This is a genomic window from Marivirga lumbricoides (assembly GCF_014636295.1).
GTDB classification, from domain to species: Bacteria; Bacteroidota; Bacteroidia; order Cytophagales; family Cyclobacteriaceae; genus Marivirga; species Marivirga lumbricoides.
This window is the reverse complement of the sequence record NZ_BMEC01000008.1, coordinates 244,509-264,405: the sequence shown is the minus strand read 5'-3', so window position 1 is coordinate 264,405 and position 19,897 is coordinate 244,509. Positions and strand designations below refer to the sequence as shown.

General features: G+C 36.0%; 22 protein-coding genes. 12 read left to right on the top strand and 10 right to left on the bottom strand.

Annotation, left to right across the window (positions count from 1 at the left end; all coding sequences use genetic code 11):
* Positions 1–21 precede the first annotated feature (21 nt).
* Together IEV85_RS13875 and IEV85_RS13870 are read left to right on the top strand one after the other, a co-directional pair.
* Entirely contained in the window at positions 22–642 is a 621-nt protein-coding gene (locus IEV85_RS13875) for a cytochrome c oxidase subunit 3 (protein ID WP_188464364.1), read from the top strand.
* Between the two features lie 393 nt (positions 643–1,035).
* Complete coding sequence (locus tag IEV85_RS13870) at positions 1,036–2,505, top strand: hypothetical protein (RefSeq protein WP_188464361.1); 1,470 nt, start codon at positions 1,036–1,038, stop codon at positions 2,503–2,505.
* Between the two features lie 76 nt (positions 2,506–2,581).
* Here the strand turns inward: IEV85_RS13870 and IEV85_RS13865 are convergent, their stop codons facing one another.
* Positions 2,582–3,133 (bottom strand): hypothetical protein, encoded by a 552-nt coding sequence (locus IEV85_RS13865; protein ID WP_188464359.1) that lies wholly within the window; start codon positions 3,131–3,133, stop codon positions 2,582–2,584.
* Positions 3,134–3,239: 106 nt separating this feature from the next.
* On the opposite strand from IEV85_RS13865, the gene IEV85_RS13860 reads away from it, so the two are divergent.
* The 5 genes from IEV85_RS13860 (at position 3,240) to IEV85_RS13840 (ending at position 8,280) form a co-directional block, all read left to right on the top strand.
* The gene (locus tag IEV85_RS13860) at positions 3,240–3,446 is read left to right on the top strand and encodes a CPXCG motif-containing cysteine-rich protein (protein ID WP_229712590.1); all 207 of its coding nucleotides are present in this window, start codon (positions 3,240–3,242) and stop codon (positions 3,444–3,446) included.
* 89 nt (positions 3,447–3,535) lie between these two features.
* A complete protein-coding gene (locus tag IEV85_RS13855; protein ID WP_188464355.1) occupies positions 3,536–4,300 on the top strand; it encodes an SDR family NAD(P)-dependent oxidoreductase in 765 nt (254 codons plus the stop codon).
* Positions 4,290–4,886, top strand: a complete 597-nt coding sequence (locus tag IEV85_RS13850) for a DNA-3-methyladenine glycosylase I (RefSeq protein WP_188464353.1) — start codon at positions 4,290–4,292, stop codon at positions 4,884–4,886. The genes IEV85_RS13855 and IEV85_RS13850 overlap by 11 nt, the downstream gene beginning before the upstream one ends.
* Before the next feature lie 28 nt (positions 4,887–4,914).
* Positions 4,915–6,387, top strand: coding sequence for a potassium/proton antiporter (locus IEV85_RS13845; protein ID WP_188464351.1), 1,473 nt, complete (start codon positions 4,915–4,917; stop codon positions 6,385–6,387).
* A 75-nt stretch (positions 6,388–6,462) separates the two neighbouring features.
* On the top strand, positions 6,463–8,280 hold the full coding sequence (locus IEV85_RS13840; protein WP_188464349.1) for a MutS-related protein: 1,818 nt from the start codon (positions 6,463–6,465) through the stop codon (positions 8,278–8,280).
* 165 nt (positions 8,281–8,445) lie between these two features.
* Here the strand turns inward: IEV85_RS13840 and IEV85_RS13835 are convergent, their stop codons facing one another.
* Positions 8,446–9,396: a M28 family peptidase gene (locus tag IEV85_RS13835; protein ID WP_188464347.1), complete on the bottom strand. Its 951-nt coding sequence runs from the start codon at positions 9,394–9,396 to the stop codon at positions 8,446–8,448.
* A gap of 140 nt (positions 9,397–9,536) precedes the next feature.
* Here IEV85_RS13835 and IEV85_RS13830 point away from each other — a divergent pair, with 140 nt between their 5' ends.
* Positions 9,537–10,550 (top strand): hypothetical protein, encoded by a 1,014-nt coding sequence (locus IEV85_RS13830; RefSeq protein WP_188464345.1) that lies wholly within the window; start codon positions 9,537–9,539, stop codon positions 10,548–10,550.
* 8 nt (positions 10,551–10,558) lie between these two features.
* On the opposite strand, the gene IEV85_RS13825 is transcribed toward IEV85_RS13830, so the two are convergent.
* Complete coding sequence (locus IEV85_RS13825) at positions 10,559–11,329, bottom strand: hypothetical protein (protein WP_188464343.1); 771 nt, start codon at positions 11,327–11,329, stop codon at positions 10,559–10,561.
* 228 nt (positions 11,330–11,557) lie between these two features.
* Here IEV85_RS13825 and IEV85_RS13820 point away from each other — a divergent pair, with 228 nt between their 5' ends.
* Together IEV85_RS13820 and IEV85_RS13815 are read left to right on the top strand one after the other, a co-directional pair.
* Positions 11,558–12,271, top strand: coding sequence for a pirin family protein (locus tag IEV85_RS13820; RefSeq protein WP_188464341.1), 714 nt, complete (start codon positions 11,558–11,560; stop codon positions 12,269–12,271).
* A gap of 110 nt (positions 12,272–12,381) precedes the next feature.
* Positions 12,382–12,969: an outer membrane beta-barrel protein gene (locus IEV85_RS13815; protein ID WP_188464339.1), complete on the top strand. Its 588-nt coding sequence runs from the start codon at positions 12,382–12,384 to the stop codon at positions 12,967–12,969.
* Between the two features lie 68 nt (positions 12,970–13,037).
* On the opposite strand, the gene IEV85_RS13810 is transcribed toward IEV85_RS13815, so the two are convergent.
* The 5 genes from IEV85_RS13810 to IEV85_RS13790 form a co-directional block, all read right to left on the bottom strand.
* Entirely contained in the window at positions 13,038–14,186 is a 1,149-nt protein-coding gene (locus tag IEV85_RS13810) for a hypothetical protein (RefSeq protein ID WP_188464337.1), read from the bottom strand.
* A gap of 7 nt (positions 14,187–14,193) precedes the next feature.
* Positions 14,194–14,676: a hypothetical protein gene (locus IEV85_RS13805; protein ID WP_188464335.1), complete on the bottom strand. Its 483-nt coding sequence runs from the start codon at positions 14,674–14,676 to the stop codon at positions 14,194–14,196.
* Between the two features lie 15 nt (positions 14,677–14,691).
* Positions 14,692–15,138: a hypothetical protein gene (locus tag IEV85_RS13800; RefSeq protein ID WP_188464333.1), complete on the bottom strand. Its 447-nt coding sequence runs from the start codon at positions 15,136–15,138 to the stop codon at positions 14,692–14,694.
* A 32-nt stretch (positions 15,139–15,170) separates the two neighbouring features.
* A complete protein-coding gene (locus IEV85_RS13795) occupies positions 15,171–15,713 on the bottom strand; it encodes an RNA polymerase sigma factor (protein WP_188464330.1) in 543 nt (180 codons plus the stop codon).
* 70 nt (positions 15,714–15,783) lie between these two features.
* A complete protein-coding gene (locus tag IEV85_RS13790) occupies positions 15,784–16,650 on the bottom strand; it encodes a hypothetical protein (RefSeq protein ID WP_188464328.1) in 867 nt (288 codons plus the stop codon).
* 155 nt (positions 16,651–16,805) lie between these two features.
* Between IEV85_RS13790 and IEV85_RS13785 the strand changes: the two genes are divergently transcribed.
* The gene (locus tag IEV85_RS13785; protein WP_188464326.1) at positions 16,806–17,282 is read left to right on the top strand and encodes a regulatory protein RecX; all 477 of its coding nucleotides are present in this window, start codon (positions 16,806–16,808) and stop codon (positions 17,280–17,282) included.
* 46 nt (positions 17,283–17,328) lie between these two features.
* Here the strand turns inward: IEV85_RS13785 and IEV85_RS13780 are convergent, their stop codons facing one another.
* Both IEV85_RS13780 and IEV85_RS13775 read right to left on the bottom strand, forming a co-directional pair.
* Positions 17,329–17,907: a hypothetical protein gene (locus IEV85_RS13780; protein WP_188464323.1), complete on the bottom strand. Its 579-nt coding sequence runs from the start codon at positions 17,905–17,907 to the stop codon at positions 17,329–17,331.
* Between the two features lie 103 nt (positions 17,908–18,010).
* On the bottom strand, positions 18,011–18,658 hold the full coding sequence (locus IEV85_RS13775; protein ID WP_188464321.1) for a DUF4230 domain-containing protein: 648 nt from the start codon (positions 18,656–18,658) through the stop codon (positions 18,011–18,013).
* Between the two features lie 90 nt (positions 18,659–18,748).
* On the opposite strand from IEV85_RS13775, the gene IEV85_RS13770 reads away from it, so the two are divergent.
* Positions 18,749–19,771, top strand: coding sequence for an SPASM domain-containing protein (locus IEV85_RS13770; RefSeq protein ID WP_188464319.1), 1,023 nt, complete (start codon positions 18,749–18,751; stop codon positions 19,769–19,771).
* Positions 19,772–19,897: the final 126 nt, after the last annotated feature.

The window sequence follows — 19,897 nt, the reverse complement described above, 5'->3', positions numbered from 1 at the left end:
AGATACTAAAACTGATGACTTATGGCTGAGAAAAAAACAAAAAATGAACAGCTAACTTTTTTTGAAAAAGTAGAAAGAATGCATCCCTATAAAATGATGTTGATTTTAGGCATTGTAGGAAGTAGTCTTATTTTCTTCTTTTTGCTCTTTTCATTTTTTGTAAGCCTTGACAATACAGAAACTTCTACCATCCAAATTCCTGCAGTTTTTGTTTTGAGCTCAGTTTTAATCATCGCCTCTAGTTTTATATTACACCCTGCTATGAAATACTTTAAGCAGGAGGCTATTCCGGCACTTCTTACCTCACTACGTTTTACTTTTTTATTGGGGTTAGGGTTTGCTTTTTGTCAGCTAATTGGATGGACAGAATTAAAAGCTTCAGGAATTTTACTTACAACAAATGTTTCCGGCTCTTTTCTATATGTTTTAACGGCTCTACATGGCCTTCATTTCATTGTTGTACACACATATCTTGGCTTCCTTATATTTCAAACACGGTCCATCTCTAAAGACCCGGTTAAGCTACTAATTGCTGAAACCAATCCCTTTTGGCATTTAAAATACGAATTACTAACAAAGGCATGGCATTTTCTAGGGGTGCTATGGATGATTTTGATTATCAGTTTCTGGGTTTTTCTTTAATTCACATTGGGTAGAAAGATAGCTGCTTTTTATGAGCTACACTTTTCAATATTAAACTACCCTTAAAAACAAACCGGGAAAGTTTTTGAATGTAATAGAAAAGCAAAGTGGCATTCCTTTTTAAAGAGTCAGATGTCTTAATCGATAGCCTTTACTAGCTTAATAGCGTAAGAAGAGGACTAATAACAGTGATAAGATTAGTTTCATATGCAGTCCCTTTTCAAAAAAGAATCATAAATGAAAAGATATTCAAACATGCTCCAGTTTTTATAAACTATATTATTAGCGTATTAAGGAGATAAAATTTGAATGATAGATTAATATAAATTAAAAACTCTTTTTTTAATTTATTCAATAGTTTTACATCTTAAACATATACTTACGGTAAATAAGATGAAAAAAACCATACTATTTTTATTAATTTCTTTAAATACTTCAGTCGCCCTACTTGCCCAAGAAAAATTACTATTTAAGCTTGATGAAGCAATTGAGGGGTTTAATAAATCTAGCACAAGCACCTTCTACGCACCTAAGAGAAAAAAGCAAAATACCTCAGTTTTTCCAGCAAGAATTGAGATAACTGATGTTATAGATGGCTTTATCTTAAGAACAGATTTAAATGTAAAGAAATTTAATTTTCAGGGGGATAAAATATGGGAAGTTAATATGGCCTCTGACTTTACAATGAGTCAATTTCCCTATATGTATACAGCTGGGGATGATAAAATGACCTATATATTTGAAATACAAACTAATCTTGAGAATAGTAAAAAAATTAAAGTATCCGCAATAGATGCTTCTGGGAACCTTACAGAAACAGTATTAAAATCTGACATAAATAAATTCAATAGCGGAACAGCACTTCACGGAATGGGTAATGCTCTTGAAGTTTATGTTAATAATGGAGAATTACGAATTCTTGCAAAAAAGAGTGCTAGAGATATCGAATACAGACTATATACTTTTAAGAATGATTCAAAGACATTAGAATACCAGGTACTTAACTTACCTGTAAATGAGTATGAAAAAAAAGAATCTGATGCCTATACAGCTTTAAGAAAACCTCTAATGTGGAATTACCTAACGAGCGTTAATGGTAAAGATATATTTTATAAAACTTACTTTAAAGACATTAAAAAAAACAAAGACAAAGAAGCTATAGTAAACCTGGTAGAGTTTGAAGATACAAAGATAGGGATAGTTAAAAATTTAGAATTTAATTCCGATATTATAAATGATGCCATTAAGTTTTCCGTGCCATCAATTCTTTATAATCATCGGGATAATTCTTTTCATTTAATAGGGAATTTAGAGGCCAATAGCAGAAAAATCAATGGGGTATATTTGATGAAATATGATCTTAAGGATTTACATAGAATTTATAGCAAGCAACATTATTTCTTAAACATATTAAAACCTGAAATTAAAACTGAGCTTAAACCTCACTATCAAATACCAGAGCAGGTTCATAGTGTATATCCATTAAATTTCAGAGAAGCTGATGTATTATTCTCTACTATACATAATACAACATTAAGAGTAGTGACCAACTACAATTTAAAATCGATTACTTTTTTCGAATTAAAATTCAGTGCTTTAGGAGAGCATCAATCAACTCAGTTAGTACAATATAATGCCCTTATATCTCTGCATGACAAAATAATACCTAACCCTAAAATAATAGAAAAAGTATGGTCAAATGGAGAGCCTGAGGAAGTAAATGTTTGGAATTACATCAATTCGCAAGCAAAAGATAATAAAGACTTTAATATTTTTTGGCACCCTTTGAAGTACAGCTCGAAAGCAAAACTAGTTAAAATCGATCAGGAAAAGGGTACTTTTCACCTAGTTGAGGTTAACTAGTTTTTAAAGTTGTAATGACAGGAATTAAATCCCCACTGGTGGTTTTGCTTAATTCAAAACCACCGCTGGAGATTGTTTAAAAATCACTTACTTCAGACTCAATTTCTCCAATTTTTTTGGAGCTGTAACTACCCGAGGTAGCGTATACTATTTTACCACTCTTATCTATCACGAAAAAGTAGGGGGTATCTTTCTTTTCAAAATCCAAGGCTTCCTTGTAATCTCCTAGCTTGCCGCTGTATACCATTACATTGGCGTGTAGTTTTTCATCAATGCCTTTTTTCATTTTCTTAATGGCCGCATTACTGGCACCTTGTTTAATTCCTGTAAACATAGGCACAAACACCACATGTACATCCGGCTTTAATTCAGGAATCAACTGGTTGGGCTTCGATTCCCTCACAAATTTCTCATATACCGGTTGAAACCATGTTTTGAGGTCATCTTCAGCTTTTTTACTATAGGCCAATCCTATTAAAGTATATTTATCTTGCGTATCAGAAGGGACAGTAATATTTTTATCAGTTAGTGTAATCCCACTCATTTCAGGAAAAGGATCTCCTACCTGTGCTTCAACTATAAAAGTGGAGAAAAAGATAAAGGCGAAAAGGCTTGTGAATTTTTGCATGATGTGAAAACGTTTAAAATTTTAATGGGTTTTAAGATATATAAAAACTATAGATGAAGAACAATATTTTAAATTTCCATTTCTTTTTCTTTAATACAAATGATGATTGCAAAATACTGAAGTTTCAACACCCATGATAGAACATTTTTTCAATTGCCCCCACTGCTTCCAAAAAATTAGCGTATTGGTGGATAGAAGTATTTCTGAGCAGGAATACATTGAGGATTGTGAAGTTTGCTGTAATCCTTTATTACTTTCGTTAGCTATGGAGGAAGGTGAAATCATTTATTTTGATGCCACTCCTGCTCAATGAATTTTGTATATTGTATCAAATTTAACCTTTTCCAGGATTTACAGAATCACAATCAATAAATTAAGAAACTATCAATACATCTTAATAGTATGAAAATAGATTTAACCGGTCAGCATATTTTAGTTACTGGCGGCACAAGAGGCATTGGGGCTGCTATCAGTAGAGCTTTGGTGGAATGCGGAGCAACCATAGTGGCCCAGTATCATGAAAATGAGGAATGTGCCCAAAAATTGAAGAAAGAATTAGGCTCCTCTGTGCATTTAATTAAAGCGGATCTTTCGGGAGCCATGGATGTAGCTCGATTGTTTAGCGAAACTATTGCTATTTTTAGGGAGCGACTGGATGGAATAGTGAACAACGCAGGAATCGCTATTTCATCAGACATCCATAAAAATGCTGTTGACTGGACAGACGATTGGTTAAAAACAATGGATGTAAATGTTAACGCAGTTGGCTTGCTATGCAAAAGGAGCATTTGCCAATTTAAAAAGCAGGGAACAGGGGGAAGAATAATTAATATTTCCTCTCGTGCAGCTTTTAGAGGAGATACATCAGATTATTTAGCTTATGCCACCTCAAAAGGAGCACTTATTTCCCTTACCAAATCTATCGCACGGGCATTCGGAAAAGAAGAAATAAAAGCATTTGTAGTGGCACCTGGCTTTGTACGCACCGATATGGCTCAAAAATTTATTAACCAATATGGAGAAGATTATGCCCTTAATGACATCGCCCTGCAAAAACTTACTGAACCGCAGGATGTTGCCCCTACTATTGCGATGCTTCTATCAGGTATGATGGACCACGCCACTGGAACCACTATTGACATTAATGCAGGAAGTTATGCCCACTAAACCTATTAAAGAGAAAGAGCGCTGCCCATGGTGCCTTGGATTTGAAGAGTACATAGAATACCATGATAAGGAGTGGGGTGTTCCTGTATATGATGATAAAACACATTTCGAATTTCTTATTTTAGAAGGAGCACAAGCCGGCTTAAGTTGGTCCACCATCTTGAAAAAGCGGGAAGGCTACCAAAAAGCTTTTGCGGATTTTGACTATAAGAAAGTTGCCCAATTTAATGAGGAAGATATTCAAAGACTGATGCAGGATGCAGGTATCGTAAGAAATCAACTTAAAATCAGAGGTACTGTAACCAATGCTCAGAAATTCATGGAGGTGCAAAAGGAGTTTGGAAGCTTTAATGCTTACATTTGGAGTTTTGTTAACAATAAACCCATTCAAAATGAAAGAAGGAGTATGAAAGATGTGCCTGCCACCTCGCCTGAATCAGATGCCTTAAGCAAAGACCTAAAAAAGAGAGGTTTTAAATTTGTGGGCAGCACCATTATGTATGCTTATATGCAGGCCTGTGGATTGGTTAATGATCATATATTAGGATGCCACAGATACTCAACTGTAGCATCCCTTTCCAAATAAAAAATTAAGGTTTTAGGAAGAAAATTACATGGATTTAAGCATTGAAAACATACTTTTAGTCGGTTCATTTCTTTTATTTATAAGTATTATAGTTGGTAAAACATCATATAAGTTTGGGGTTCCTACCTTAATCTTATTCCTGATAATAGGCATGCTGGCAGGTTCTGAAGGTATAGGGAAAATCAATTTTGACGATCCTCAGTTAGCGCAGTTCATAGGTATAGTTGCTTTAAATTTTATTTTGTTTTCTGGCGGATTAGATACAAACTGGAGCACCATTAAGCCAGTTTTATGGCAAGGAATAACCTTGTCTACCGTTGGTGTACTTTTAACGGCAGTATCCTTGGGCACTTTTGTCTGGTTAATTACTGATTTCACAATTTATGAAGGTTTATTGTTGGGAGCTATCGTTTCCTCCACGGATGCCGCAGCAGTATTCTCTATATTAAGATCGAAAAGTCTTGGATTAAAGTCCAATTTAAGACCCACTCTGGAACTGGAGAGTGGTAGTAACGATCCTATGGCTTACGTTTTGACCATTGCATTTTTAGGTTTAGTGGTGAATCAGGATGCCGGCTGGATATCAATTATTCCTCTTTTTCTACAGCAAATGATTGTTGGTGCAGTGGCAGGATTAGTAATGGGGCGCTTGAGTAAATTAATTATTAATAGAATAAGCCTGGATTTTGAAGGCCTCTACCCTGTATTGGTGATTGCACTAATGTTTATTACTTTTTCATTAGCTGATTTTCTAGGTGGAAATGGCTTTTTAGCTATATACTTATGTGCTGTTTATTTAGGCAATCAGGAACTTATTCATAAAAAAACCATCATGAAAATGTTTGATGGTTTAGCGTGGCTGATGCAAATAGTACTATTTCTTACTTTAGGACTACTGGTTTTTCCATCAGAAATAGTACCTGTAATAGGTATAGGAATTCTAATTTCTGCTTTTTTAATATTTGTAGCCCGGCCTTTAAGTGTTCTATTAGGCCTGATATTCTTTCGTATGAAAATCAGAAGGCGTTTCTATATTTCATGGGTAGGATTAAGGGGTGCAGTGCCTATAGTATTTGCTACTTATCCTTTATTGGCAGGAATAGAAAAAGCAAGTATGATTTTCAACATTGTATTTTTCATTTCCGTTTCCTCAATATTAATACAGGGAACTACGCTTTCCGTAATTGCAAAATGGTTACATGTTGCTCTTCCTGATAAAGCTAAACCTAAATCACCAGTAGATTTGTTTTTATCTGATAGGGTGAAAACGACAATGGCGGAAATTGAAATTAATGACAATACCTATCCGGTTGATAAAAAGATAATAGATTTGCAATTTCCTAAAACAGCGATTATCGCCATGATTAATAGGGAAAATAAATTTCTGACACCTAATGGGTCTACTGAAATTAAAGCCAAAGACATTTTAATTGTGTTGTCTGATTCCAACGAGGCAATGAACAAAGTTTACGAAAGTTTGAAAATAGACATGCGTATTTAAGCATACCATGCAATGTGAATAAACATAAATTTTCCCTAAAAAGAGGGTAAAAAAGCATTATATAAAGTACTATATATGGAAAATCCGGCTGGCGGAATCATTGAGAAGAAAAATCTTTTCTCAGAACAAATTAGCAACATTCAAAAATCACAGGAAAAATTCAGGAAACTGACTAATCGCTTTGGCTTTATCAGGCTTGTTTATTTTGTAAGCACCCTGGTGCTATGTGTCTATTTGATTAATGAAAGAGATGGTGCCTCCACAGCATTGGTTCTCCTTCCTTTTCCGATCATTTTCGGATGGTTGGTGAACAGGCACAGTGCTTATAAAAGACAATTAAAAGTTTCTGCCAATAAAGTCGCTCTTTTAAAAGACGAAATTGACAGGCTTGATTTGTCCTTAAAAAGCCTGGATGGAGGAAACGAATTTCTGGATTATGACCACCCTTACAGCCCGGATTTAGATCTTTTTGGCAGACATTCTTTATTTGCCCTCATCAATAGAAGCGCACTTAAATTTGGAAGGGAACAGTTGGCTCAATGGATGCTTTCACCCGCCACTAAACCAGAAATTGAGGCCAGACAACAAGCAGTAGACGACCTGAAAGACGATAATGATTGGCGACTCAATTGGTTTGCTGAAAGTAGAGTGAAAGAAGCAGACCAGAAGGAAATTGATGATAGTATTTTCCAATGGTTTGAAGAAGACATTGAAGAAAAAGGGCAGACTTTTTTTAAAGTGGCACCTTATATAGGAATAATACAGCTTATTGCTTTCTTTATTTTAGGAGCTTCTGGTATCCTTCCATGGAGTTTTGTGGGCCTGGGATTATTTATCAACATACTACTCCTCTTGCCAGTTCAAAACAGAGTGATGACCATCTACCGAAATACAGAAAATATTTTCGGCCTTTTAGAACAGCATAAAAATCTTTTTAAAATGGCTGAAGAGAAACCTGTTCAGAATGAATATCTCCAGCGTATTGGCAGTGTATTCAAAAACCCATCTGCCTCAGCCAAAATACAATCACTCTCCAGGCTTTTAAACTGGCTCCACAGCAGAAATGGCATGATGTACTGGATTGTGAATCCTTTTGTACTATCTGATTATTGGATTGCCAGCAGAAGTATTCAATGGAAGTTACACTATGGTCAGTTTTTAAGAAAATGGTTTTCAGCAATTGGTGAGTGGGAGGCAATTCTGAGTTTATCTGCTTACGCTTTCGCTCATTCCAATTATGTTAAGGCTGAAATTCTTGACGTACAATGTGCTTTAAAAGGTGAACAGTTGGGTCATCCTCTTTTAGCGCACAATGAGCGTGTTAACAATGATTTTGAAATGAAGGGGCCTGGGGCAGTAACTTTAATTACCGGAGCTAACATGAGCGGTAAAAGCACTTTTGAAAGATCTTTAGGCGTTAATTTAATTTTAGCGCAAATAGGAGCCGTTTGCTGTGCAAAAAGTATTCAGCTGAGTCCCTTACAAGTCTTTACCAGCATGCGAACTCAAGACAACCTGGAAGAGAACACTTCTTCGTTTTATGCTGAACTAAAAAGGCTTAAACGCTTAGTTGATTTAACCCAGGAAAAGCAACAAACGTCAATCTTCTATTTACTGGATGAAATATTAAAAGGCACCAATTCTGAAGACAGAAACATTGGTGCTGAGAGCCTGATTCGCCAGTTGATGAAGACCAATAGTATGGGGTTGATCAGTACACATGATCTATCACTAGCCAAGCTGGAAAACGAGTTGGGTAACTTCCAAAACTATAGTTTTAATAGTGATGTTTCAGGTGATAAAATTCTATTTGATTACAAGCTGAACGAGGGGCCTTGTCACACATTTAATGCAGTGCCACTCATGAAGAAAATGGGGATTGAAATTATTTAGAATTAGAGTTATTTAACGAGTTAGAGTCTCCAAATTTATTATTTAATCCGTAGTTCAGTTCACATCACTTAAACTACGGATAGTCTTCTATTGTTAGCAGTTTGTTGCGCTATAGTCACTTTTATCATGAGTTTTTAACTCCGGATACATTCTTTAACAGCCAACTTATTTTCCGACATTAATATCTCTCAAGTTCGCATCAAGGTGTTTAACTGTATCCTTGATCATCGCAATGGTTTCAAGATAAAAAACAGCTTTAATCTTTTCAGCAGTATCTGTTGGTTTATGATAATCAGCATGGTCATCTACACCAAAGTAAATAAATGGAACTCCGGCTTTATGAAAAGGTGCGTGGTCTGATGAATTAATCCAGTTAAGTTTTTTACTTGGGTCATCACGACCAAAAAGCACTTTAATAGATTTTCCTTTTGCCGCCTCTTTCACATACAGCTTCAATTCGGGGTGAAAATAAGTTCCTACAGCATAAATTTCATTTTTATCTCCTCTGCCCACCATATCCATATTAATATTAAGCTTAATAAAGCTGCTGTCCACCACTACAGACTGCATAAAATGCTTAGCGCCCTGAAGACCGTCTTCCTCGCCATCAAAAAAAGCAAAGATGATATTATTATCTGGCTGGTTCGTAGTAAAATATCTTGCCAAAGCCAATAACGCCACTGTGCCACTGGCATTGTCGTCAGCTCCATTGTAAATAGTTGTGCTATCTTTCATGCCTACATGGTCGTAATGAGCCGAGATAACAATGGTTTCCTGATTGCTAAAGCCTTCCACATATCCTAAAACATTAACTCCCTTTCTTCTCTCGCCAGTTTTTTTGTTAATTAAATAATCAAATTCCTGCGTGTAGCCAGGCACGTATGCAGGTACCCCAATATTTTGCAATTTATTAATCAGGTAATTTCTAGCTAACTCACCCCCGGCTGTACCGGTTTTTCTACCTTGCATAGAATCCGCTGAAAGTTGAAATAATTCCTGCATTACCTGGGCCGAATCAGGAAAAATCGGCTCACTTGTTTCCTGAGCTTTTAAATGAACACTGCCAAAGAAGAGAAATAAGAGGAGAAAATTAGTCGAAGTAAAAGTTTTTTTCATAGGGTGCAATTATTGGTTAGCCGAAAAAACATTAAAGTTTAAAATTTTAAAGACAGCATAAATTTATATATAATGATAATAACATTAAGACGTTTACCAGAAAAGATTTAATTTTCCACACTCATTAAAGCTGTTTCAATATGCGCGTAGCAATTGTGTTTGCATTTACCTTTTTTTTATACGGAATTAACCCGGCTTTAGGGCAAAGTGATTTTCCTTTTTTTGAAGAAACTAATTCCTTGCCAAAAAATCTTTTAAATGATCGTTCCGTGGTTTTTATGAATGTTAAAAACCTGGATTGGGAGGTTCAGGCAAATATTATTCACAAATATTTTAAGGAAGAAGGTGTTGATGCTGTAGCTTATTATGCGCTTTCGGATATTTTAAGTGGCCACGATGCAACCAACAGTTTTTATCAGGATATTAACAGCAGAAGTATTGATAACCTAATAATTGTTCATCAAACTAATTCAGGTTATAGCTTATTTATCGCGCAAATTCCGGATGATGGAAATTTTTTCAAAAAAGGAATGCCGGCCTACCAATTAATGGCTCCTGGCCTTAAAGAACTTGGTATCTCATTTACTAACCGCTTAGAGCAATCCGATCTGGATAGAAATAATTTTCTAATTATTGATGTACCTGAAGTTTTTAAGAGAACCAACGTGATTAAATCCAGAAGAGTAGAAAGTTTTAATGCGGATATTAGAATTGATAAACTGGCTGTACCAATGTTTCAAGAAAGTGTAATGATGACGGAAAATGTGGAAAATGCCAACCAGCAACTCGATTCCATCATGAAAGAGCATTATCCTTTTAGGTATGGTTTAGTTCGGCCAAATATTACTGATGAAGAAATGATTGCACAAGGTTACCTTATGGTGCTTCGCAAACTTGAAAACAATGGAGAGAGCCTCAAAAGAATGTTGGGCTACCAGCTCTCAGATGATGAAACCATTTATATTTCTGTTAGAAAAGGACCATTAGGGAAAGTTTCAAAATTCTCTAAAGGAGAGACTGTACATAAATACTATGTACAGCAACTCTATACTAAAGATATTTACTTAGGCCCGGAATGGGATGCAGATACCACCTGGCAAAAAGCATTAATTAATCATGCTGAAAACATAAAGGAAGCATTAAAAGATAAATGAGGAACTAACTAAAATTGCTCAAAAACTGCGGTATCTATTTCATTGCTAACTTCGATGTTCTCTAATCTTCTATCTGCTCTGCCGGCCGCTAATTTTATGCCATCAAAATCTTTATAGTCGGACCACAGCTGTTGAAAAGCAGCGGTGCTGTCAGAAGCATTTTGATAATAATCCCACTGCATAATTAAATACGTTTCAGGGTTAATATAAGCCATATACTTATTTTGGGGAGTATAGCCCACGCTATCAAATTGTAAAGCAATTACTTCGGCCTTTTCTCCTGATAAAGTTGTATCGCCTCCAATATATTTTAATCGCACTCCCGGATCCTTCAGCTTAAAGGGGAATACTAACCAATAAGAATCGTTCACCCAGATTTGCTCTGCCTGCGTAATCATTTTTTGTAGAGAATCCTGATCGGTAATTAGTTCATTTTTAACTTTTACACGGCCAGAATCTTCATTGATGTTCACTATATACTGAGTTTCGGCTCGTGGGAAATCAATTCTTACCAAGCCTGTATATTTATCCCAAACTAAGTCCCTTACTCCTAAAAAATTCCAGGATATATATCGTTTCTCATTCCATGCTTCTGTTCCGCCATGCGCAGCAATCACTTTATCAGCTAAACCCACTGCTTCCGGGTCGGAATTTTCAGGATTAAAACCGGAGGTTTCTATTGTCTCATTTTCAGTTTCTGAAGCTATTTCGGCTTTCTTCTGTTCTGAACAGCCTGTTATTAAGGCCAAAATTGTAATTAGAAGCAGGTAGTTTTTCATTAATTTTCTATTTAACATATCTTATTGATTAGCCTTAACTTTTACTAAAGTACAAGTTTCCCATATAAATGTCAGAATTTTTAAGTACTAAATATTTATTTATTTCACTGTACCTTGCTAACTGAATGTTAAAGCAAGACGTTTAAATTATTTTCAATTTTTACGACACCACAATTGTACTATTTCCGTATTACATGTATATACATTTAATTTTAAATTAATACAATTATGAAAAAGATAATTCATAAAGCAGACACAAGAGGCCATGCCAACCATGGATGGCTTAACTCCCATCATACATTCAGCTTTGCCTCTTATTATGATCCTGAAAGAGTTCATTTCGGAGCATTGCGCGTTCTTAACGATGACACTGTTGCTGCTGGAATGGGTTTCGGAAAACATCCGCACGATAATATGGAAATTATATCTATTCCCCTTTTTGGTGATTTAGCACATGAAGACAGTATGGGAAATAATTCTGTAATTAAAGAAAACGATGTGCAGGTGATGTCAGCTGGCACAGGGATAGTTCATTCTGAATTTAACCATAATAAGGATAAACAAACCGAATTTCTACAAATCTGGCTATTTCCCAATAAGCAAAATGTCTCCCCTCGTTATGGCCAGAAAACCTTTGAGCCTGCCGAGAGAAAAAATAACTTTCAGCTGGTGGTTTCTCCTAATGCCAGTGAGATTGATACGTGGATTCACCAGGATGCATGGTTTCACCTTGCTGATTTTGAAAAAGGTTTTTCTAAAGAGTATAAAATAAAAAAATCAGGAAACGGACTATATATTTTTCTGTTGGATGGTAAACTTTCTGTTGCCGAAGAAAAATTAGACAAAAGAGATGCTATTGGTTTAACAGATTTAGAGAGTATTAAAATCACAGCTGATAGCCAGGCTCGGTTTTTACTTATGGAGGTTCCTATGGAATGGTAAATCCAAGAATTCAAGCTCTTTCTGAACATTTTCGGAAAGAGCTTTTACAACCAATTTTATTCTGAATGTGTCTTTACAAAAACACATTCACTTTTTAAATATCAGGATTCATGAAGTTTCTATTTTTCTCCTTCGTCACACTCTTATCTATACATTTTCTTCCTGCGCAAGTCAAACATGAAGTAAGTATACAGTCCGGGTTTTATAATAATGGGGTAATCAGGTTTACTTCTCTTGATGGAGCCGCTTCTTTCGATCATCAGAACAGCTTTAGTTTAGGGATTGGCTACCAATATAATTTTAGTACTAAATACTCATTCAAGCTTCCTTTCAACTGGCAAAGCAATAAGCTGACAGGTAGTAGCATTGGCGCTTCAGGCGAAGGCATGCAGGAAGATATAAATCTTAGTACCATCAACATTCCCATCTTATTTTCAATTAACCTTAATAATTATTTCTTCATAGATGCCGGGCCTGTACTACATTTTGAAACAGAAAATAGCCCACAAGGGTATCTGGATAAACAAAATGGAATAGGATTTGCATTAGGAGCGGGTCTTCAGTACCAAATTTTGCCTTTAACCATATTTGCAAAGCCCACTTTACAGTTATTAAGCTTGCTCCCGTTTGATGCCTCTGACTATCATGAAAGAATTTTTAGCAGAGGAATTGTTATAGGAGTAAGCTATGGTTTATAAATGATCCTAAGGCAATTATCAAGCACTACTTTTAAGTACAACCGAAAATGAGACCAGATGACCACGGCTTAATCTATAGTAAAAGGAAGCTTTTTTAATCCTGTTGGTTTTATAAGGAAATAACTAATACTGGCGCTAAGGAAGCCATTGTCATCATATTCATACAGCTCATTAGGTAAAGCCACAGGAAAATTATGGATATAGTTCAGCATGAAGCCAAATTTTCCGAAATTAAGGCTTACCGGTAAGTTGATGCTGTAGTTCATCAAGCCAAAAACATTAGCAGATTCTATTTGACTTTCATCATACGCCCTCACTATCTCCTCAATTTCAGTTTGGCTAAAATTATTTCTCCTGAGTAATACATTTGCCGTCAGATAGCGCTCCTCAGCTAAAAGGTTTGCCAGGTATAGGTACTGGCCACGTGTAAGCTTTGGATATGGAGGTTGTTGAATTATCTCAAATAAATCTAATACAGGGCTATCCGATTGACGCCAATAAATCACATCTGCATTTCCCCACTGAACACCAGCCCCCGGAAGAACCGTCAAAGATTTTAGCCAACTATTATTGAAGCGCCACTTCATTTTTCCATTTAAAAAAAATGACACCCTGTGAGCGCTGCTTTCACCATAAAGCAGACTATAATCCACCCCTGATTCCCAGTATTTAAAACTAAAGAAATTACTTAGGTTCAAAGACTTGTTAAAAGGTTGCGAGGAAACTGTATCATTATAAATGAAAAAATCATGGTTGAAATTTATGTTCCAATATTTGTAAAAGGTTTGAAAATAGCCAAATGAAAGAGCGCTAAGAAAATACGCAGGCTCATATCCGCTATTAAAGAAGCCATTAATATCCACATAAGCTCCCGTAGGGTGAAAATAAGAGAGACCAGACGAAAGACCGAATTGATCGATATCCTGAATTCTGCCTACACTGCTTACCTGGCCCATGTAAGAAAACCGGGCCATCAAGGCATGAAACTTTATTTTATCGGCTAACAATATACTGTCAGCTAATTCAAAAAGTGAGGAAAGGCTATCCTGTTCTCCAAATAACAGATCCAGCTCAGCATAAAGAGAGTCCAGCTTTGCAGAATGCCTTTCCGGGATTTCCTGGCTCTGCCCGTTGAAACTGATACAAAAGCAAAAACAGCCCAGGAAAACCCATGGAGGCCACGCAAGGAAATTATGCTTGATCAGTCTGTCTGCCAATATTTTATTAATTATCCCTAAATTTTCTTTCTTGCCGATTCTGAAAGCGCTCTTGCTTTTCCCTTCGTTCCTGTAACCTTTCAAGCAGCATCTTCTTAAAATCGTCTTCTGCTTTTCTTAATGCCAAAAGTTGCCTGGTACTAATTACCTGATTCAGCTTTTCAGCATATTTCCTTTCCAGTTGCGCATCTCTTTCTTTTAATTTCAAGCCAAGGTCGAGGAGCTCTTTACTTTCCGCCTCTGTCATTTCTCCTTCACGGTACTGCTTTCTGGCCTCCATATACTCCTGCTTCAGTTGCTGTCTTTCATTGGTATACTCATTGTATAATGGCCAAAATTTTTGAGCCTCCTCAGGCGTTAAACTCAACCTGTCTGTAATTAATGCTATTCTTGCACTTTCAATCTTCTCCTGCGCACTTTGTGCAAAAAGTTCAACTACAGAGAGCGATAGGGCTAAGCCTGTAATTAAAAGGTATTTTATATTTTTCATAGTTATTAGCTTAAATCATAAACTATAATATTCCAATAATGCTTCAGCCTCTTCCTTCTCCTCAATGTCGGGAATAGAGTTGCTATCATACATATTAATTCCCTCATCACTTGCCAAAGCCATTTCAAGTTCGGCTATTGATATATCTGTTTCTCCCAAATACGTAACAATCTCTTCAGAAGAAACCCCGTTTAACAAGGCGTAATAATCAGTGGAAGTAGCTTCAGTTCTACTATTTGAAATTATTATAAAGGTTGAAACAACCAATAGTGTTGCAGCAGCAACAGCCCACCACCAACTTTTGAAAGGAATTATCTTAGCATGTGTCTGCTTCTTTTCTTGCGCAGCTATTCTCTCCAAAACCCTACCTGGCAGCTGATCAAAGTAGCCTTCTGGCGCCTGAAACATCTCCTTTTTCTCGATGTCCTTCAACTTTTTACTATGATGATTGCCTTTTTCCATTTGTTATTTAGATGTAAAATCTTGTTAAAGGTTTAATTCGATTTTAAATAATTCTCAATTTTTTTAACAGCGTGATGGTAATTAGCTTTCAGACCTCCAATAGAGCTTCCGGTAATTTCTGCAATTTGTTCATAAGAGAGCTCGTCATAGTATTTTAAGTTGAAAACCAGTTGTTGCTTTTCAGGTAATTCGATGATGGCTTTTTGTAAAATTAACTGAATCTGTTCACCATCAAAAGCCTGCTCACTCTGCAACATATCTACAAAATTTTCCTTATACGCTGAACTTTTGAGAAACCTCCGCTTCCGTTTTCTGAGAGACTGTAAGGCTTCGTTTACTGCAATTTTGTATACCCAGGTAAATAAAGCCGCATCTCCCTGAAATGAATCTACCTTATTCCAGACCTTAATAAATGTTTCCTGCAAAGCATCATTGGTATCATCATGGTCAATAAGCATTCTTCGAATTACACTATATAATTTCTCCTGGTAAAGCTGCATCAATTTTCTGAAGCCTGCCATTTTCAAGGCCGGATTTTTTAATTCCTCAAGAAGTTCCTGTTCTTCAGAATGCATATACCTTTTTATTGTAATAATATAGCCATGAGGAAACTAATTCCCTCATAGCTTATCTTAAATTTTTAAACTATTCTGCAGTGATTGTTATCAAATCATTATTAATGGCTATTGTGTAGGAGCGATCACAAATTCCATCTCCATAATCAACCGTTCGTGTTCTTTTTCTTCTGCTATTGGAGTAGCTGATTTCTTTTATACCCTGGGTGTAAAGAAAGTTCCCTTCACTTCTGCAATTAAAATCAGCAATGATTGGCTCTACAATTTGATGACTCCAACTAATACCTCTTGTGGAAATACCTGTTAAACTACCTGTAATGCGAAATACATTATTGGCGAAGTTATCATCTAGTACACCTGCAATCCATTCTCTTTTTCGGGATCCATTCAAGGTGAAAGTGGTGCCACCATTAAATAGAATTGTGTAGTTAACAGTATAGTTGTTTTCATAGAAACCTTCTTCATTAATTACTGCCTTTTCCACATATAATTCTCCTGTGATCTGATTTCCATTTACAAAATAATTATCAAAAGTAATGGTTCTGTCAGCTACATAGTAATTTCCCTCCTCACCGTAACTTACAATTATTTTTCCTCTTCTTTGTCTTCCATAAGGACCTACGCAACCTTCTCCAAAATCAATAGTCAAAATTCTGGTGGCAGCATCCCACGTGGTTGCATAGCATTTCTCTGATGAGCTCTCTCTTGAGGCTGGCTCTTGTATGCCGGCTTCAATTTCTGCGGAATTAGCAATTTCAATGTCTTCATCTGATACATCCTCTGAGAAAGTAGCATTCTCTGTAATGGCAATTTCCTCATCCCTGGTTAACTCAGTCGTTTCATCCTCCTGGCAAGATTGTAATGTTAAAATAGCCACAACTATTCCTGGTATTAGCAAAGTAAGTTTTCTGATAGTGAATGAATTGTTCTTTTTCATAACCTCATTTTTATTTGTTTGCCCTTTTGATGATGCAAAAATGAAAAGGTTTAATTGAGGTAGAATAATTTTTACTATTCTCTATTTTGGATTGATCACCATTTATCAGTTGCTTTGCTTTTCATCCAATTTCTTGCTACAGAATTCTAATTAAAATGGCTGGTAAAAAAATTTATACAATAAAAGAGGGTAAAGCAAAAGCCGCGAAATATTGTGCTCTGCAGGAAAGAAGCCAGCAGCAGGTAAGAGACAAGTTGTATGAATGGGGTCTTTTTGGCGATGAGGTTGAAGAGGTGATCAGCTATTTGATTACTGAAAATTTTTTAAATGAAGAGCGTTTCGCTGTTGCCTATGCATCCGGCCACTTTAGGATGAAAAAATGGGGAAAGATTAAAATTAAGCAGGGACTTGAGCAGAAAAAAATTTCCGCTTATTGCATTAAAAAGGGTTTGGAAACCATAGATTCCTCAGAATATTTTGACACCTTAGAGCAATTACTCTCTAAAAAGTTTAGTGTGTTAAAGGATGATAATTTGTATGTTCGAAAGCAAAAAGCGGTGAAATATTTACTTCAAAAGGGATTTGAAGCAGATAAAGTGTGGGAGGCTATGGATGAATTATCTTTGGAATAAACCGGAAGAGTTTTGACTCTCCCCCGGCTGAACTCTTACCTGGTGATTAATCTTCATAAATTAATTTACTGTCTGCCAGATATGACTGTAGTTCATTTTCTGAAGTGATATAGTTATAATTTTCGTTAAAACTACCTTCTGGTCTTTCTCCAATAATATAATGCCTTACAGCTAAATCGGCCGGAGCGTTAATCTCAATTTGATCAGAAACCCTTACTCTTTCTTCTCCTAAATTCTGAGACTCTTCCTCCAATTCAGATATAATAATCAATTTATTATTCACTGCATATACTTTTTGAATTTCCAGATCGTGCATGGTTCCGGAAATTTCAGCCTCCACACGGATTGTTCTTAATTCATTTTCTTCATCTGAATTGGGCATGCTTACATTTATGCTAGGCACTTCAACTTCTTTCTCTTCCATAGTAACAATTACTTTAGGCACCTTTACGGTCTTAGTTTTGGTGTTTACCTGAACATCTGCCCAGTTTACATCATACTCAGGAGCTTCACCCTCTGTTACATCTACATCAACCTCAGGCATTTCACCTGACTGTTCCTGTTCTACATTGCAGCTAAACATAAAGGCTGTTAACAAGAATGATAATAAAAATACGGTTCTCATAATTAGTTATTTAAGTTAAAAAATACTTGTAATAAATAATAACTAATTTAAAATCTGTAGGTTACGGCAACAGCCAATTCATTTATAAAGGAATAGCTTCCTATTACCTCTTTTGCAATATCACTTTGTCCGGAATGGTTTTAAAATGAAGAATAACCGTTTTATCAGTTAAGTTAGATAGAAAAGGAGTCAATACCCTTCCGCTCATTTTCTCTGCGTCTACCAATATACCTGATTCCAATGCAGCCTCTTTCATTTGCGTTTCAGCCTTTGCATAAATCATATCTATAAACTCGGCTGCTTTCTTTTTGTCTTTACTTGTTTGCAAATCATAAAAGCTACTTTTATTCAAATCCACTTTATAATAGCATAACTCCGGGCCCGGCATATTAATTTGAATGGTATCACCACTAAAAATGATATCTTCCTTTTCTATTTTCATTAAATCTATGCAAGCCACAGCTTCTCCTTTGGCAATTAACAATGCCTTCTGATCCTGCCCGCCAGGAATATAAAAATATCCAAGATCAAAATATCTTTTTGCTATTTCCTCCGCTTCAATTACCTCTTTAAACTTGTATCTTACAAGCTCAAGCTTGCCCAGGGCTTCAATTTCCTGCAGAATAGTAGTGTTCTCAACAGTCAATTGAGCCGGTGTAGTAAAAGAAGACATTCTTCTAAACCAGAGAAAGGCAAGTAAGATCAAGGCAATGCCCCAGGGAATAAATTTTAAAAAAAGCCTAAAGTTCATAGGGATTAATTAAGTTCGTATTTCTAAATACCAGAAGAATAAAACTAAAGATACAAAAATCCTTAAGTATCTATTTTGAAGTTTGCAATTATGCATTGGCGAGATACCCTTAACTTAGTAAGTAAGCTTAATTTTTATAAGTTACGAAACGCTTTCAGGCTTTGGTATAGCTATCACATGTCGAAAAAATGGAAGGTGGCAAGAATGAAAGGAATGCCTTTTTCCATTTCAATTGAGCCAACTACTTCCTGCAACCTTCGCTGCCCGGAGTGTCCCAGCGGATTGCGTTCATTTTCCAGACCCATTGGAATGCTTGCCCCGGAAACATTTACTCAGATGCTTTCTCAGCTTAAGGACAGCCTGGTTTATATGCTTTTTTATTTTCAGGGTGAGCCATACCTCAACCGGCAGTTTTTGGATCTTGTAAAAATAGCCCATCAGCATAAAATTTATACTGCTACTTCCACCAATGCGCACTATTTGGATGATGCTACAGCAAAAAAAACAGTGGAAAGTGGGTTGGACAGGTTGATCATTTCTATTGATGGCACTTCGCAGTCCACCTATGAGCAATATAGAATTGGCGGAAGTCTGCAAAAAGTGATAGATGGGACTAAGAATGTCGTTAAATGGAAAAAAGAGCTCAATTCTTCAACTCCACATATTATCTTCCAATTTCTTGTGGTGAAGCCTAATGAGCAGGATATTCCTGACGTATTTAAACTAGCTAAAGAATTAGGAGTAGATGAGGTGAAACTAAAAACCGCTCAAATATACGATTATGAAAATGGTTCACCCCTAATTCCAGATAACCCAAAGTACAGTCGCTATAAAAAATTGCCTACAGGATTTTATAGTATTAAAAATAAATTGTTGAACCAATGCTGGAAGATGTGGCATAGCTGTGTAATTACCTGGGATGGCAGAGTGGTGCCTTGCTGTTTTGACAAGGATGCCACCCATCAGTTAGGTAAATTAAAGCAAAATAGTTTTAGAAGTATCTGGATGGGAGAGGCTTATCAAACATTCAGATCCAAAATTTTAAAATCGAGAAATGAAATTGATATATGTACTAATTGTACAGAAGGTACTAAAGTTTGGGCTGAAGAATGATCACAATAAACAAAAGCAACAGTCGTTTTTCTGCAACTGATTGAAAATTCTTACATGAAAGCGTTATTTGCATTAAAATGCTTTAAAATTTGATTTTAATAGTTGAATTTAGTGGTTGGTAAAGTT